This window comes from Alistipes sp. CAG:29 (assembly GCF_000435435.1).
Lineage (GTDB): Bacteria > Bacteroidota > Bacteroidia > Bacteroidales > Rikenellaceae > Alistipes > Alistipes onderdonkii.
Map to the genome: position 1 here is coordinate 27,880 of NZ_FR893467.1, position 15,670 is coordinate 43,549.

The following is a 15,670-nucleotide window of genomic DNA, read 5'->3' on the forward strand; positions in this document are numbered from 1 at the left end:
CCTTAAGACAAAACCATAAAACCACAGACTGATATGTCATCTACCAATTCCAAACTGACCCGTGTGGCCGACAATATCCGTATCCTTTCGGCCGCCATGGTCGAGAAAGCCAAATCGGGGCATCCCGGCGGCGCCATGGGCGGCGCCGACTTCGTGACGGTGCTCTATACCGAATTCCTGCGCTACGATCCCGACAACATGGCTTATCCCTACCGCGACCGTTTCTTCCTCGATCCGGGGCATATGTCGCCGATGCTCTACTCGGTGCTGTCGCTGGCTGGATACTATACGACCGAAGACCTGCAATCGCTGCGCCAGTGGGGTAGCGTGACGCCCGGCCACCCCGAGGTGGACGTGATGCGCGGTGTGGAGAATACCTCCGGCCCGCTCGGACAGGGACATGCCATGGCGCTGGGCGCTGCCATCGCGGAGCGGTTCATGGCGGCCCGCTTCGGCGAGTGGATGGCGCACAAGACCTACGCCTATATCTCCGACGGCGCCGTCGAGGAGGAGATCTCGCAGGGCGTGGGACGCATCGCAGGGCATCTGGGGTTGAGCAACTTCATCATGTACTACGATTCGAACAACATTCAGCTCTCGACCAAGGTCGATGAGGTGGACACCGAGAACGTGGCCATGAAATACGAAGCCTGGGGCTGGAACGTACTGTCGGTCGACGGGCACAATATCAATGAAATCCGCGAGGCGCTCGTGGCGGCCAATTCCGAAACGGAACGCCCGACGCTCATCATCGGCCATACGGTCATGGGCAAGGGGGCCCGCGCTACCGACGGCGGAAGCTTCGAGGACAAGGTGTCGACCCACGGGCAGCCGCTTACGGCGGCTGGCGCCGATTTCGCCGCCACGGTGAAAAACCTCGGGGGCGATCCCGAAAACCCGTTCTCCGTGTTCGACGAGAGCCGCGAGGCCTTCGCTGAGCGCCGCGAAGCGCTCCGTGCATGGGCTGCCCGCCAGGCCGGAGTCGAGAAGACGTGGCGCGGCGAGCACGGCGACTTGGCCCGCAAGCTCGACATGTTCCTTTCGGGGCGCCTGCCCGAGATCGACTATAAGTCCATCGAGGTAAAGGCCGGCGTTGCGACGCGGGCGGCATCGGCCACGGTGCTGGGCGTCTTTGCCGAGAAGATCGAAAATATGATCGTGGCTTCGGCCGACCTCTCCAATTCGGACAAGACCGACGGTTTCCTCAAGAAGACCAAGGCCTTCACGAAGGGCGACTTCAGCGGCAAGTTCTTCCAGGCGGGTGTTTCGGAGCTGACGATGGCCTGCGTGGCCAACGGTATGGCGCTGCATGGCGGCGTGATTCCGGCCTGCGGCACGTTCTTCGTCTTTTCGGACTACATGAAACCCGCCGTGCGCCTTTCGGCGCTGATGCGCCTGCACGTGATCTATGTCTGGACACACGACTCGTTCCGCGTGGGCGAGGATGGCCCGACGCACCAGCCCGTCGAACATGAGGCGCAGATACGCCTGATGGAGCATCTGAAGAACCATCACGACGAGCGTTCGATGCTTGTGCTGCGTCCTGCTGACGGCGATGAGACGGTCATGGCCTGGAAACTGGCCGTCGAGGAGCACCGCCCCGTGGCGCTCGTGCTCTCGCGCCAGAACATCAAAACGCTGCCGGCATTGGGTACGAGCCGCCGCGAAGAGGCCGCGCAGGTTTCGAAGGGCGGTTACGTGGTGATGGATTCGGCCAAACCCGAGGTCGTCATGGTGGCTACCGGTTCGGAGGTCGCTACGCTTGTCGAAGGGGCCGAACTGCTGGCTGCCGAAGGTATTTCGGTGCGCGTGGTGAATGTCCCGAGCGAGGGCTTGTTCCGTGACCAGCCCAAATCCTATCAGGAGGGCATCCTGCCTGCCGGCGTTGTCCGCTACGGTCTGACATCGGGACTTCCGGTGAACCTGATGGGTCTTGTGGGCGAGAAGGGTATGATCCACGGCCTCGACCACTTCGGCTGGTCGGCGCCCTATACGGTGCTCGACGAGAAGTTCGGCTATAATGGTGCCACGGTGGCTGCGGAGGTCAAGAAGCTGCTCGGTAAATAATCGCCCGGGTTCCCCGCGCCCGAATGTGCGGAGAGCCCGAATTACACAATGGACAAGGCCCCGAAATCATATTCGGGGCCTTGTTTGCAAGGCGGTCGTCACACCGGAATTCCGCAGTCCGGAACCTGCCTGGATCGTTTCTGTCGGGCGCAGCCCGGAATCGGTGCCTGTCCGGGTTTTGCCGGGCAATGCCCTATTGCATGTAGAGTGTGACCCGGTCGTAGTATTGCCCGTCGATGAAAAGTTCGCCTGTCAGCCTGCCCCGGCGGATGTATACGTTGCGCAGTTCGCGCGGGTAATCGGCCCGCCCGTAGCTGATGTAGATTTTGTCGTCGTAGGCGTCCCACTGGATGTTGAGCGTGTCGAGGTAACGCCCCGTGTCGGCGTAGCGGAGCTCGTCGGTGCCGAAGCCGTCCGCCCCGAAATAGACATAGCTTTCCAGGGGGATGCGCCCGTCCTGGTAGAATCCCAGGTCGCCCGCCCAGACTCTCCCCGAGAGGGTGTCGTACAGCTCGTCGTCATCGCTGTCGCAGCCTGTGAAGGCCACGGCGGCGCACAGGAGCAGTGCGGCGAGGAAAAATCTTTTCATATACGGAGTGTTAAGAATTGTCGGATGCAAAGGTATGTTTTTTTTGCATATTGTGAAAATCCTGCGTATCTTTGCAGTCCCGTCTGTCAAGCGGGAAAATGTGGAAAGATTTGACTGATTGCAACCACAGTAAAAAATTGCTAAAACAGCTTATTTTTTATTCCAACAGCCAATTTTTCCCATTTTATACGTTTAACCATTAAAAATGTATGAAAATGGGCTTTTTGTTTACATCGGAGTCGGTGTCCGAGGGGCACCCCGATAAAGTTTCAGACCAGATTTCCGACGCCATCCTCGACGAATTCCTGCGTCGTGATGCCAATTCGAAGGTCGCCTGCGAAACGCTGTGCACCACCGGACTGGTGGTCGTGGCGGGTGAGGTGCGCTCGGATGCGTATGTCGACGTGCAGGGCGTGGCGCGCCGCGTCATCAACCGCATCGGCTACACGAAGAGCGAGTATCAGTTCGACTGCAATTCGTGCGGTATCCTGTCGGCCATCCACGAGCAGTCGTCCGACATCAACCAGGGCGTCGTGCGTGCCGCCGAGGAAGACCAGGGCGCCGGCGACCAGGGCATCATGTTCGGTTATGCCTGCAACGAGACCCGCGAGATGATGCCTGCGACGCTGATCCTCTCGCACGTCATCCTCAAGGAGCTGGCCGTCATCCGCCGTGAAGGCGAGGTGATGACTTACCTGCGCCCCGACTCGAAGTCGCAGGTGACGATCGAGTACGACGAGCGGACGAACAAACCGCTGCGCGTGCACACCATCGTGGTGTCGACGCAGCACGACGAGTTTATACTGCCCGGCAACGGCCTCACGGAGAAAGAGGCCGAGGAGCGGATGCAGGAGCGCATCCGCGAGGATGTGCGCACGATCCTCATCCCGCGCGTCAAGGCGCGCCTGGAGCGGGCCGGCGACAAGCTGGCCGGTCTGATCGGCGACGATTACATCCTGCACGTGAATCCCACGGGCAAATTCGTGATCGGCGGCCCCCACGGCGATACCGGCCTCACGGGGCGCAAGATCATCGTCGATACCTACGGCGGCCGCGGCGCACACGGCGGCGGCGCTTTCTCGGGCAAGGATTCGTCGAAGGTAGACCGCTCGGCGGCCTATGCTGCCCGGCATATCGCCAAGAACCTGGTGGCGGCAGGCGTCGCCGACGAAGTGCTCGTCGAGTTGTCCTACGCCATCGGCATCGCCCAGCCGCTGTCGATCTACGTCGACACGTACCGTTCGCCCCGCCCCGCGGCGCTGGAGGGGATGACCGACGGCGAAATCGCCCGCCGCATTGGCAGGCTTTTCGACCTGCGCCCCGCCGCGATCGTGAAACGCTTCGGGCTGAAGAACCCGATCTTCGAGGCTACGGCTTCCTACGGGCATTTCGGCAACCGTCCTTATAAGCAGGTCGAGAAGGTCTGGGAGAACGGCCGCGAAGTGGAACGCGAGATCGAGTATTTCGGATGGGAGAAGCTCGACGCGGTGGATTGCATCCGTAAAGAGTTCGGGCTGTAACGCTCCGGGACACGGCAGATCGGGACATTCGGCGCGGATGTCCCGATTTTTGCCTATATCCGCATACTAACCGGACGTTTTAGTTCGTTTGTCCTACGAAATAAAAAATTAATAGCCTATGGCGGAAGTTGCCTCTGATTAATTTATTGAACCAATTAGTGATTATGAAAAAGGCATTTTTAATTTTAGGAGTAGTTGCCGTGTCGGCCGCAGCAGGCGGATTTACGGCTTGGAAAGTTGCCGCGCCCCGCGAGGGTTCGGTGCAATATATCGAGCGTGAGGTGGAACGTACGCCCGCGCTGGGAACACATTTTACGTCATACCAGGCCGAGCAGTACCCCGACCTGACGTACGCCGCCGAGAACGCGGTGAAAGCCGTCGTCAACATCGAGGCCGTGCAGCAGGTGGAGATGCCCCGGCGCCGGGGTTACGACCCGTTCCTGGAGTTCTTCGGTATCCCGCAGGGGTATGACGAAGGGCCGCAGTTCCGCGAGCAGCGTGCCGGCGGTTCGGGTGTCATCATCTCCGAGGACGGCTATGTCGTCACCAACAACCACGTCGTGGACGGGGCCTCGAAGCTCAAAGTGAAGCTCAACGACGGCCGCACGTTCGAGGCCAAGCTCATCGGCAAGGACTCGGCGACCGACCTTGCGCTGCTGAAAATCGAGGCCGCCGACCTGCCGACCGTGCCGTTCGGTTCGTCGGACGCACTGCGCCTGGGCGAGTGGGTGCTGGCGATCGGTTCGCCTTTCGACCTGCAATCGACCATCACGGCCGGCATCGTGAGCGCCAAGGCGCGTAACCTGGGCGTGATTCCCAACGATTTCAGCATCGAGGCTTTCATCCAGACCGATGCCGCGGTGAACCCGGGCAATTCGGGCGGTGCGCTGGTCAATACGCACGGCGAACTGGTGGGTATCAACACGCTGATCAAATCGCAGACGGGCAGCTACGTGGGTTATTCGTTCGCCATCCCCGAGTCGATCGTCCGCAAGGTGGTCGTCGACCTGAAGGAGTACGGCATCGTGCAGCGTGCGCTGCTGGGAATCCGCTATGGCATCGTCGACCAGGACTTCATCGACAACATGGGTGAGGAGACCGGCATCAAGGAACTGGGCGGCGCCTATGTCAGCAGCGTCGTCGAAGGCGGTTCGGCTTCGGAGGCCGGTATCCGCAAGGGCGACGTCATCCTGGACATCGACGGCGTGAAGATCAACGACAATGCGACGCTCTCCGAGCAGATCGGTCGCCGCCGACCCAACGATAAGGTTAAATTATCGGTAAAAAGAGACGGCAAGGTGAAACAAATTGACGTTACATTGCGTAATAAAGCAGGTAAAACGGAATTAATTACCAAAGAAGACGTCGATATGGTCGAGGTTCTCGGAGGTAAGTTCGCCGATGCGGGCGCCAAACTCTGCCGTGAGCTCGATATCAAGGGCGGCGTGCAGGTGGTCGGCATCAAGGCCGACGGAATTCTGGCCCGCGCCCGCGTTAAGCAGGGATTTGTGATTACCCACATCAACGACCGTCCGGTCTACTCGCTCTCCGACATGGAGCGCATGACCGACAAGGTGCGTTCGATCGACGGTATCTATCCCAACGGCCGTGCTGCAAGCTACGTGCTTGTGGAATAGCAGGACGACCCGGGCGGGTTTTGTTTGAGAAGCTAATTTTTTAGGAAGTTAAATAAGAACATGCGTCAATTAAAGATTACAAAGTCCATCACCAACCGCGAAAGCGCCTCGCTGGACAAGTACTTGCAGGAGATCGGCAAGGAGGAGCTCATCACGGTCGAAGAGGAGGTGGAACTCGCCCAACGAATCAAGAAGGGAGACCAGGAAGCCCTGGAGAAACTGACCAAAGCCAATCTGCGCTTCGTGGTCTCCGTAGCCAAGCAATACCAGAACCAGGGACTGAGCCTTCCCGACCTGATCAACGAAGGTAACCTGGGCCTTATCAAGGCTGCCGAGAAGTTCGACGAAACCCGCGGCTTCAAGTTCATCTCGTATGCCGTATGGTGGATTCGCCAGTCGATCCTTCAGGCTTTGGCCGAGCAGTCGCGCATCGTGCGCCTGCCGCTCAACCAGGTGGGGTCGCTCAACAAGATCAACAAGGCATTCGCCCGCTTCGAGCAGGAGCATGAGCGCACCCCGTCGCCCGAGGAACTGGCCACGGAGTTGGAACTCCCCAAGGAGAAGGTCACCGACACGCTGCGTGTCGCCGGCCGCCACGTCTCGGTCGATGCCCCGTTCGCCGACGGCGAGGACAACTCGCTGCTCGACGTGCTGGTGAACCCCGATTCGCCCAATGCCGACAGGGGGCTGATCAACGAGTCGCTTTCGACCGAGGTCGACCGTGCGCTCGAGACCCTTACGGAACGTGAACGCGACATCATCAAGTATTTCTTCGGTATCGGGACGTCGGAGATGACCCTCGAGGAGATCGGCGAGAAATTCGACCTGACGCGCGAACGCGTGCGCCAGATCAAGGAGAAGGCGATCCGCCGCCTGCGCCACTCGTCGCGGTCGAAACTGCTGAAATCCTATCTTGGGTAAACGGTATTGTCGTCGTAAAATCCCGGACTAAATCAGTTAGTCCGGGATTTTTTTGTGCCTTTCGCTTCCCCTTACAGCAACAATCCGAGTGTGAGCAGCAGGCCGAACAACAGGATATTGCGTGACGTGGCGCCCAGGACGGCGTTCAGTTCGCGGCCGCGGCCGATCCGTATCATGCGGCGCCATGCAGCGACATGCGGCGGCAGGTAGAGCAGCGGCAGGAGTGCCGCCCATGTCCGCCCGTCGCCCCAAAGCCCGAGGCAGAGCGCTGCGGCGGCGAATCCCGACAGCAGGTAGAGCCGTTGTCCTGCCCGTTCGCCCAGGCGGACGACGAGCGTCCGTTTGCCGCTGCGGGCATCCTGCTCGCGGTCACGGTAGTTGTTGACCATCAGCAGTGTGTCGATCACCAGGCCGCAGGCTGCCGCGACGACCGCCACCTGCCATGTCCAGCCGCCGCAGAGGACGTAGTACGTGCAGCCGACGGGGACGAATCCGAAGAAAAGCAATACGAGCATGTCGCCCCAGCCGTGGTAGGCCAGCGGATAGGGCCCGGCCGTGTAGAGGAATGCGAAGAGGACGCAGGCGGCGCCGACGGCGATGAGCCACCAGCCCCCGTAGGCGATGAGCCCGCAGCCCGCGGCGCAGGCGGCGAGTGTGGTTGCGGCGATGCCCAGCCGCATGGACTTCGGGGTGATCCACCCCTGGGCGCAGGCGCGTTCAGGCCCGAGGCGGTCTTCCCCGTCGGAGCCTTTCAGGTAATCCCACAGGTCGTTTATCAGGTTGGCGTCGATCTGCATCAGCAAGGCGAATGCGAGGCAGAGTACCGCGGGCAAGAGGACGAACCCGCCGTCCGCCGCCGCAAGGCCGCAGCCCAGCATCACCGGGACGGCGGCTCCGGTCAGAGTCTTGGGACGTGCCGCAAGCAGCCATGCCCGCAGGGAATCGGTGCGTATCTCTTTTGTAGTCATCGTTTCGGTTTGTGGGCGCGGGGCTATCCCGGATTTACCACACGATGGGTTCCTGCCCCACGCTGCGGAGGTATTCGTTGGCGCGCGAGAAATGGCGGCAGCCGAAGAACCCGCGGTAGACCGACAGCGGCGAGGGATGCACGGCCTTGAGTATGCAGTTGCGCTGCGGGTCGGCGATGGCGCCTTTTTTCTGTGCATAGCTGCCCCAGAGCATGTAGACGATACCCTGCTTGCGCTGGGCGATGGCGCGTACCACGGCGTCGGTGAAGGTTTCCCACCCATGCCCGGCGTGCGAGGCTGCCTCGTGGGCGCGGACGGTCAGCACGGCGTTCAGGAGCAGTACTCCCTGCTCGGCCCAGCGGTCGAGGTTGCCCGTCAGGGGGATGGGTGTCCCGGTGTCGTCGGAAACCTCCTTGAAGATGTTTTGCAACGAGGGCGGGAACGGCACGCCGTCGCCTACCGAGAAGCAGAGCCCGTTGGCCTGCCCGGGGCCGTGGTAGGGATCCTGGCCGATGATGACGACCTTCAGTTTGTCGAAGGGGCATTTGTCGAAGGCCCGGAAGATATTGCTGCCGCGCGGGTAGATGCGGTGCGTGGCATATTCCTGCCGTACGAATTGCGTAAGGGCGGCGAAATAAGGTTTCTCGAATTCGGGAGAGAGCAGCTCTTTCCAGTCGGGGGCGATCTTTACATCCATGTTGCAAGGTGGTTAAAGTGGTGTAAATGTAGTAAAAAGTTGGCAGATTCCTGTTATCTTTGCACGAGGATATGAAGAAAGCATTTTTGTTTCTGGCGTTGTGCCTGCTCGGAGCGGGCCGCGCAGCGGCTGCGGAACCCGCCGACAGTGTCCGCAATGTGATTTATATGATCGGCGACGGCATGGGCCTGGCGCATGTTTCGATGCTCGCCGTCGAAGGCGGCTATGCCCCGACGGCTTTCGACCGGGCACAGGGTATTGCCCTGATCTCGACCTATTCGGCCAACAACCGGGTGACGGATTCCGCGGCTGCGGGGACGGCGCTGGCATGTGGGAGCAAGACGAATAACGGTACGTTGGGGCTGGATCCCCGGGGCGGGCGTCTGCAGTCGCTCATCGAGTGGGCGGTGGCCGAAGGGATGCCTGCGGGGATTGCCGTGAAATGCCATCTCCAGCATGCCACCCCTGCTGCGTTTTACGCGCATGTTCCGGATCGGGGCGACGAAAAGGCCATTACGCGCGACCTGCTGGCGAGCAATATCGACGTGCTCATAGGTGCCGGCAGGCGGCTCGAAAAGGAGTCCCCCGAGGGCGGTTCGTATCGTGATGCGTTCGGCCGCCGCGGCTATGCGGTCGTCGGTTCGCTCGAAGAGGCGGAGCCGGTTCGTGCGGGACGGTTGCTGTGTGCCGTGACCGATGAAAATATCCCGAAGACGATCCGGCGCGAAGATTACCTGCGCTGCGCCACGCAGAAGGCACTGGAAATACTCGCCCATAATGCCGATTCCGTCGGCCGCGGCTTTGTGCTGATGGTCGAGGGCTCGCTAATCGACGGTGCGTCGCATGGTAACGATGCGGAGAAGATACTGGCCGAAATGCGCGATTTCGAGCGTGCCGTGGCTGCGGCGATGGACTTTGCCGACCGCACGCCGGGGACGCTGGTCGTAGTGACGGCCGACCATGAAACCGGGGGGCTCGCCATCCCGAGCTGCGACGGTGATTTTACCCGCTCCGAGAGCGGTATCCGATATGTTTTCGGATCCAAAAGCCACACGGCGACCTACGTCCCCGTTTACCTTTATGGTACGGGTGCGGGGCATATTGCTGGAATAATGGACAACACGCAACTCGCCCGGCGGGTCATGGCGCTCCTCGGGAAGGAGTAGCCGTTTTTGTGCAGCGCGCCCGGTGCGGCCCCACCGGAAGGTCATGCCATTGTCCGGTGAACGGGGGCCGGGAATTACGCCCTGCCTGCACGGGTGATGCTGTTTCGGAGAATTGCTGCGCCGCCCGGCGGCAAACGGCTCCGGTTCCGCCCCGTATTAAATACAAACGGCGTCCACTGAACTCGGGGTGGACGCCGTTTGCTGCTTATGGTTGGTGCGATGCTTCGGAAAGCCTACTTTTTTTGGGTGCCATAGCCGACTACTAAAATCTCTTCCATGTCACCTTCCCGCTGTGCGGTGTCCTTGTCGTGGAGGATGCCTTCGGATGTCTGGACAGCGAAGTCTACCGGCATGCCGAATTTTACGCGTACGGCCTCTCCGCGCTGTTTGCCGGGCGTCCATTTCGGGGATTTGCCGATGACGCGCAGTACCTCGTCCGCAAGGGATTTATCGGGCGATTTGAATATTTCGGCATTGCCCACCGAGCCGTCCTTCTCGATGACGAACGTGACCAGGACTTTCCCGTAAATGTTTTTGCTGAGGGCTTCCGCCGGGTATTTCACGTTCATTTGTACCCACCGGCGGAATTCGTTGATGTCACCGCCGTTGAATTGCGGCGGGGTATCCACCACCAGGAACGGTTCTTCCCCGGAACTTTTGTTTTCACTGGTCTTAGTGTCCTGTGCCGTAGCAGTTATTCTGAAATCAACGGGCAGCGTATATCTCACACGCACCTTTTCGCCGCGCTGTTCGCCCGGTTTCCATTTGGGCGAAGCTGCGACGACGCGCCGCGTCTCTTCCGAGAATGCCTTGCCGGGGGTTTGAAGAATCTGGATGTTGCTTACCGAGCCGTCCTTTTCGACGACGAACGACAGGACGACACGCCCCTGTTCCCCGTTCTTGAATGCCTCGGCGGGGTATTTTATGTTTTTCTGCACCCATGCGCGAAAAGTGTTGAGGTCACCGTATCCCGGGTTGCCGCCCTCCTGCATCGGGAACAAGGGCATGGTCTCGGCGATCAGGAACGGCTGGTCGTCCTCCGTTTCCCCGGTTTCGCGGATGCTGCCGTCCTGAAACTCGGCCTGTGTCGTGGCGTTTCCAGTCTCCTGGCGGGCGTCCCCCGGGGTGGGCAGGGCCGTATCACCTTTGGTCGTTATGATTACTACGCCGTTGCGGGCTTCCTGCCCGTAGGTCGCTACGGCGGATTGGTCTTTGAGTACCGTTATGTTTTCGATGCGGCTCGGATCGAGCTTGTTTATGAAATCCGGGTTTACCTTGATTCCGTCGACCACCCAGAGCGGTTTGCCGGTCTGGGCCGAAAGCACCGGTGTCCCCGGGGTTTCGGATTCCAGCGTGATCCCGGTAAACTGCCGGGCTGCCTCTCCGACCTCCAGCAGGTGGGGTTTGCAACCGACGTAGGCGACTGTGAGTATTGATCCCTGCGGAGCGTAGATTTCCGCATGTCCCGATTTATCGGTGACAACGCCTTTTTGCGTGTCCTTTATCGTTATCACTGCTCCGGGCAGGGGGTCGCCATCCTTTAGTACCGTTACGGCGACCTGTTTCTCGGTGGTGGTCGCTCCTTCGTCCGACGAACTTGTTGCGGCCTTGTTTTCAGTTCGCTGCAAGACGACGACGGTGGCCTCCTTTTGGCTATGCCGCTTCGTATCGACCGTTGCCGATTCGTAGCCGGGATAGCTTACCAAAAGTTTGCTGCCGTCCGGGACGGTGATCTCGGCATGTCCGTCCGCATTGGTCACAGTGCCCTGTGTCGTACCTACGACCTGTACGATGGCGCCCGGGAGTGCCCCTTTGTCCTTGTTCCGGACATCTATCGACACCCTGCATGACTTGTCCTTTTTTTCATCTCCGGCATGCTGTGTTTCCTGCCCGGGAGCGGTTTCGATACCGGTGCCGGTTGCCGGGGCGACGATCACTGCGGCGCGCGTAGTGAAAGAGAATGCGCACAGGAGCCCGATCAGGGCTGGCAGCGTACCTGCCAGCCGGAGCAGGCTGTGCCTGCTTTTTGTCTGCGTAGTCATCATTTTAAAGCGTTTTTTAGTAAGTGAGTTACGCAGCCCGTTGGCTATTTCCGGACTATAACCGAAAAGCTGCTTGAAGATCGTTTGCATGTATTCGGCCCTGTCATAGCCGCTCGTGAGTACGTCGCTGTCGGCCTCGAACTCCTCGGCCTCGGTCAGCCGCCGTGCGGCGATCCATACGAAGGGGTTCCACCACAGGGCGGCTTTCATGGTTTCCATGACGATCCGCTCGAGGGAGTGGCGGTGGGCTATGTGGCTCGATTCATGGGCCAGGATCGCCCCCATCTCCGCTGCGGGTGTTGCGGTCCAGATGTAGATTGTGCGGAAAAACGAGAACGAAGCGATCTCCTGCCGCGTGCGCACGATCTTGTATTTGCCCGTACGGGTGACCTCCGCGCCGCGCCGGAGGCGCCGGATACGGAATACCTGCCACAACATGATGCCGAGGATCAGGGCTGCGCCCGCCAGGTAAAGCCCCAGGCACAGATGCCCGGGCGTGATGGCGTGCGCCTCGGCGTCGGGCAGCACTTCGGCCGTCCAGTCGCCCGGGGCAGGCGCAGTTACGGTCGGGGTCGCCACGATGATCCGCCCCGGCCATACGGGAATGCGGAGCAGGGGGATCAGTGCGGCTACGGCCGTCGTGGCGAGCAGGTACAGGCGGCACCAACGGAATTTCACCCTGCGTTCGAGCAGGATGGCGTAGGCCGCTAACAGCACGCCGCTGCATGCGAGGACTTCGAGGGCATATATGGCCAGTGTTTTCATGGTCGGAAGGGCTTGGGGCGGAGCGGGCGGTTATTTGCGGGCGTTCTGCATGATTTGGAGAATCTCCTCCATCTCTGTGACCGAGATGTCCTCATGGCGCGAGAAGAACGAGACCATCTGTGCCAGCGAGCCGTCGAAATAGGACGACAGTACCGACGACATGACCCCGCGTGCGTACTCTTCGCGGCTTACGGCCGGATAGTAGCGGTGGCTTTTGCCCTCGGGCGTGTGGTTGACGAAACCTTTGTTTTCGAGGATTTTGAGGAAGGTCGCGACTGTGGTGTATTTCGGGCGGGGTTCTTTTGTCTGGGCGATGATCTCGTTGACCACCGCATCGCCCAGCCTCCAGAGTATCTGCATGATCTCCTCTTCGCCGCGTGTGAGTTCCGGTTGTTTATTCTCCATGGTAGTGGTTTTTAGTTCGTTTTCGATGTCATTCAGTTTCCAGCGCGGTTGCAGCCCTCCGGCGCCGGCCATTGGATACCCCAACGTTTGAGGTATTCCGCGACAGGCCCCATGCCGACCTCTCTGCGCCACTCGTCCACGCGTTCCGCGTCGAGCAACGGGGCTATGTAATAACTGCCGTCGCCATGCCGGAGCACCTGTGATCCGTAACGCTGCGGTTCTCCTTTGCTGACGGCTATGCGATCCTCGAGCATGGCGACCTGCAAAGGCTGGATGTCCCCCAGCACCGCTCCCTGCCTCAGCAGGGGCAGGTAACGCTCCTGTATTGCCGGATCGGAATGCTGGATGACAAGGAAGAATGCCGTGCATGCGTCGCCGACCTTCGTTTTACCTACCCAGCCCCGACTGTCGAGAATAGACGAGATTTCCCGCAGGTTCAAACTGTCCGTGCGCTGCATCTCTGCGATCAGCGAGTCCGTCACGATGCCGTTTGCACCCGATTCTATGGCCCGGATATAGGCCGTGCGTACCTGCTGGTCGCTCGCGGCGATCTGCTGCAATTTCCTGCGCAACGGTATGTCGAAGTCGCGTTCAGCGCGGTGTTGCCGCGCTGTGAGCGTGTCGAGGAGTAGCTGCCAACGTGTGTCGGCATGCAGCGGTTGTAGATCTCCGTCGGTTTCGATGCGATCGGAATACCATTCCTTTTCAAGGGCTATGCGTTTGAATAACCGGTCGAAAGCCAGCCCGTTGTCTCCGGCTTTAGCCGCAGCGCAAGCTGCATTGTATAAATGATAGGGTTGTATGTGTTCTGTCTGATAGAAGGCTGCTTCGAATGCCCGGCTCGCGCCGGCGGGGTCGCCGGCCATGTAGAGCGAGTCGGCTTGGCGGATGTGCGCGAGGTAGGTGCTCTTGTCGCTTTGCTGTGCGTATGAGCACAAGAAGGCTGCGACAAAAATCAGGGCGATATACATGCGCTTTTCCATGAGCATTATGATTTAAACTCGACACAAGTTTACTACTAATTTTTTAGATCAACAAATATTTCTTCTAAAAAATTAGTAGATAGCGCCCAAAAAGCAGAATACCTATATTAACATGCGATATGCGATGTAACCTTGTTTGGGAATTTCCGGGGAGTCCCCTGTCTGCATTGTGGCGCGAAGGCCGGCTGCCGGGGCAGGTTTGTTGCCGGAAAACCGGGTGCGCAGGCGCAAACGAACCGCCGGATTGCCGGACGGGGGAGGCTGCCGGCGGTGGCGGAATGCTCCTTCAGGGAGTCAGCCCAGCCGTGCCTCTTCGTTGTCCTTCTCCGCCTTCTCGTCCTCTTCCCAGTCGAACCACGGGAATTCGTGGCGCCCGGCGAGCGAAAAACGGGTGTAGGTGATCGGAAGCCCCATTTCGAGGAATCGTTTCTCGTAGGCGGTCTTAACCGACAGCACCTCGTCGGCGTAGCCCGTGCCGTAGATGTCGGCGTTCGAGACTTCGCATGGCAGCCCGTAGCGGCGCACCACCTCGTTCGTATAGCCGAACAGATGTTTCGAATCGGTCTTGAGGTTGATCCATCCGTCGGGGGACAGTATGCGGGCGTAATATCCGAGGAAAAGCGGCGAGGTGAGGCGTTTCTTCGCCCGGCGGCTCTTGAGTTGCGGGTCGGGGAAGGTGATCCATATCTCGTCGACCTCGCCCTCGGCGAACAGGCCGTTGATAAACTCGATGCGCGTGCGCAGGAACCCCACGTTGGGCATCCTGCGGTCGGTGGCGGTTTTGGCGCCCCGCCACATGCGTGCGCCCTTGATGTCGATGCCGATGAAATTGCGCGACGGGTCGCGCTCGGCCAGCGCTACGGTATATTCGCCCTTGCCGCAGCCCAATTCGAGTACGATCGGGTTGTCGTTATGGAAAAAGTCGCTGCGCCAATGCCCTTTGAGCGGGTGGTCGCAACGGAATACCTCGTCGAATTCGGGTTGTATGAAACAGTCGAAAGTCAGGTTCTCGCGGAACTTGCGGAGCTTGTCCTTGCCCATTGTTGTCTCTTATTCGCTTTTTACGATATTTATGCCGACGGCCTCGATGCCCTTCACCGGGCGGCCGGGTGTGACGGTTATGCAGTAGTCGCCCGTGCGGGCGAAACGGATGCGGCGGCGATAGGGGAGGTCGGCCTCGCGCGACAGGGCGGCCGGAGTGTGCGCGGCCGGGAGTGCGAGCCGGAAAGCCTCTTCGTGCCGGAGCGAATCGGGTGTGACGACTGCTATGCGTACCGTCAGCGTGTCTTCATCCATGCGGTCGTCGTAGCGCAGGAACAAATCCATGTCACGCAGCGTCGTCGTATCGGTGTTGGTGAAGACGATGGCGGCGGGTGCGTCCCAGCCCGAGGCATTCACATCGGTCACCGCGGCTCCGTGGGGTGACACGCAGCCTGCGGCAAAGGCCGCGGTGGAAAGGAGTACTGCCCGACGGACTTTCCGGAATGCGCTGCCCGTCCGATCCCGGTATGCGGCTGTGCCGGACGCTGCCCTGCCCGACCTCGGCGTATGGAACCACGTTGTGCCGGGTTGTGTCGTACAGGGCTGCATTGCGCCGGCCTGCGTGGCAGTGCTACCCGGAATGCCGGCCGTCTGCCGAAGCGTTCCGGCTGCTGCGCGACGTGCCGCTATGTCACGTGCCCGTATCACCGTCTATTCGTTTGAACCCCCGTTGCTTCCGCTGCCGTTGTCGCTGCTCCCTTCGCGGCGTTCGCCTCCCGGACGGCGGCGGTTGCGGTTGTTGCGCCTGTTGCCACCTTCGCGGCGTTCCCCGCCGTTTGTATTGCCCTCTGCGCCGTTGTTGCCTCCGTTGTTGCCGTTGCCATTGTTGCGGGGAGCTGCCTCATTGCGGTTCCCGTTGCGGCGGGGGC

13 protein-coding genes and 1 pseudogene are annotated in these 15,670 nt (G+C 60.3%); 5 read left to right on the forward strand and 9 right to left on the reverse strand.

What is annotated here, in order from left to right; all coding sequences use genetic code 11:
* Window positions 1–33 precede the first annotated feature (33 nt).
* Window positions 34–2,067, forward strand: coding sequence for a transketolase family protein (locus QVP03_RS07430; RefSeq protein WP_022332878.1), 2,034 nt, complete (start codon window positions 34–36; stop codon window positions 2,065–2,067).
* A gap of 193 nt (window positions 2,068–2,260) precedes the next feature.
* On the opposite strand, the gene QVP03_RS07435 is transcribed toward QVP03_RS07430, so the two are convergent.
* A complete protein-coding gene (locus tag QVP03_RS07435) occupies window positions 2,261–2,656 on the reverse strand; it encodes a hypothetical protein (protein ID WP_022332879.1) in 396 nt (131 codons plus the stop codon).
* 215 nt (window positions 2,657–2,871) lie between these two features.
* On the opposite strand from QVP03_RS07435, the gene metK reads away from it, so the two are divergent.
* From metK to QVP03_RS07450, 3 genes are all read left to right on the forward strand, one after another.
* Window positions 2,872–4,176 (forward strand): methionine adenosyltransferase, encoded by a 1,305-nt coding sequence (metK, locus tag QVP03_RS07440; protein WP_022332880.1) that lies wholly within the window; start codon window positions 2,872–2,874, stop codon window positions 4,174–4,176.
* Between the two features lie 164 nt (window positions 4,177–4,340).
* Window positions 4,341–5,813 (forward strand): Do family serine endopeptidase, encoded by a 1,473-nt coding sequence (locus QVP03_RS07445; protein WP_022332881.1) that lies wholly within the window; start codon window positions 4,341–4,343, stop codon window positions 5,811–5,813.
* A 60-nt stretch (window positions 5,814–5,873) separates the two neighbouring features.
* Window positions 5,874–6,734 (forward strand): sigma-70 family RNA polymerase sigma factor, encoded by an 861-nt coding sequence (locus QVP03_RS07450; RefSeq protein ID WP_010266169.1) that lies wholly within the window; start codon window positions 5,874–5,876, stop codon window positions 6,732–6,734.
* 71 nt (window positions 6,735–6,805) lie between these two features.
* On the opposite strand, the gene QVP03_RS07455 is transcribed toward QVP03_RS07450, so the two are convergent.
* Window positions 6,806–7,702, reverse strand: a complete 897-nt coding sequence (locus QVP03_RS07455; RefSeq protein ID WP_022332882.1) for a 1,4-dihydroxy-2-naphthoate polyprenyltransferase — start codon at window positions 7,700–7,702, stop codon at window positions 6,806–6,808.
* Between the two features lie 34 nt (window positions 7,703–7,736).
* Entirely contained in the window at window positions 7,737–8,399 is a 663-nt protein-coding gene (gene ung / locus QVP03_RS07460; RefSeq protein ID WP_022332883.1) for a uracil-DNA glycosylase, read from the reverse strand.
* Between the two features lie 71 nt (window positions 8,400–8,470).
* Between ung and QVP03_RS07465 the strand changes: the two genes are divergently transcribed.
* Window positions 8,471–9,565 (forward strand): alkaline phosphatase, encoded by a 1,095-nt coding sequence (locus tag QVP03_RS07465; RefSeq protein WP_022332884.1) that lies wholly within the window; start codon window positions 8,471–8,473, stop codon window positions 9,563–9,565.
* 233 nt (window positions 9,566–9,798) lie between these two features.
* Here the strand turns inward: QVP03_RS07465 and QVP03_RS07470 are convergent, their stop codons facing one another.
* From QVP03_RS07470 to QVP03_RS07495, 6 genes and pseudogenes are all read right to left on the reverse strand, one after another.
* Entirely contained in the window at window positions 9,799–12,372 is a 2,574-nt protein-coding gene (locus QVP03_RS07470) for a M56 family metallopeptidase (protein WP_022332885.1), read from the reverse strand.
* 30 nt (window positions 12,373–12,402) lie between these two features.
* On the reverse strand, window positions 12,403–12,777 hold the full coding sequence (locus QVP03_RS07475) for a BlaI/MecI/CopY family transcriptional regulator (protein WP_117507190.1): 375 nt from the start codon (window positions 12,775–12,777) through the stop codon (window positions 12,403–12,405).
* 32 nt (window positions 12,778–12,809) lie between these two features.
* A complete protein-coding gene (locus QVP03_RS07480) occupies window positions 12,810–13,760 on the reverse strand; it encodes a DUF6624 domain-containing protein (protein WP_022332887.1) in 951 nt (316 codons plus the stop codon).
* A gap of 294 nt (window positions 13,761–14,054) precedes the next feature.
* Complete coding sequence (trmB, locus tag QVP03_RS07485) at window positions 14,055–14,801, reverse strand: tRNA (guanosine(46)-N7)-methyltransferase TrmB (RefSeq protein WP_022332888.1); 747 nt, start codon at window positions 14,799–14,801, stop codon at window positions 14,055–14,057.
* 9 nt (window positions 14,802–14,810) lie between these two features.
* A complete protein-coding gene (locus QVP03_RS07490) occupies window positions 14,811–15,188 on the reverse strand; it encodes a hypothetical protein (RefSeq protein ID WP_141405336.1) in 378 nt (125 codons plus the stop codon).
* Window positions 15,189–15,452: 264 nt separating this feature from the next.
* Window positions 15,453–15,670, reverse strand: a pseudogene (locus tag QVP03_RS07495) (hypothetical protein); the annotation flags it as partial.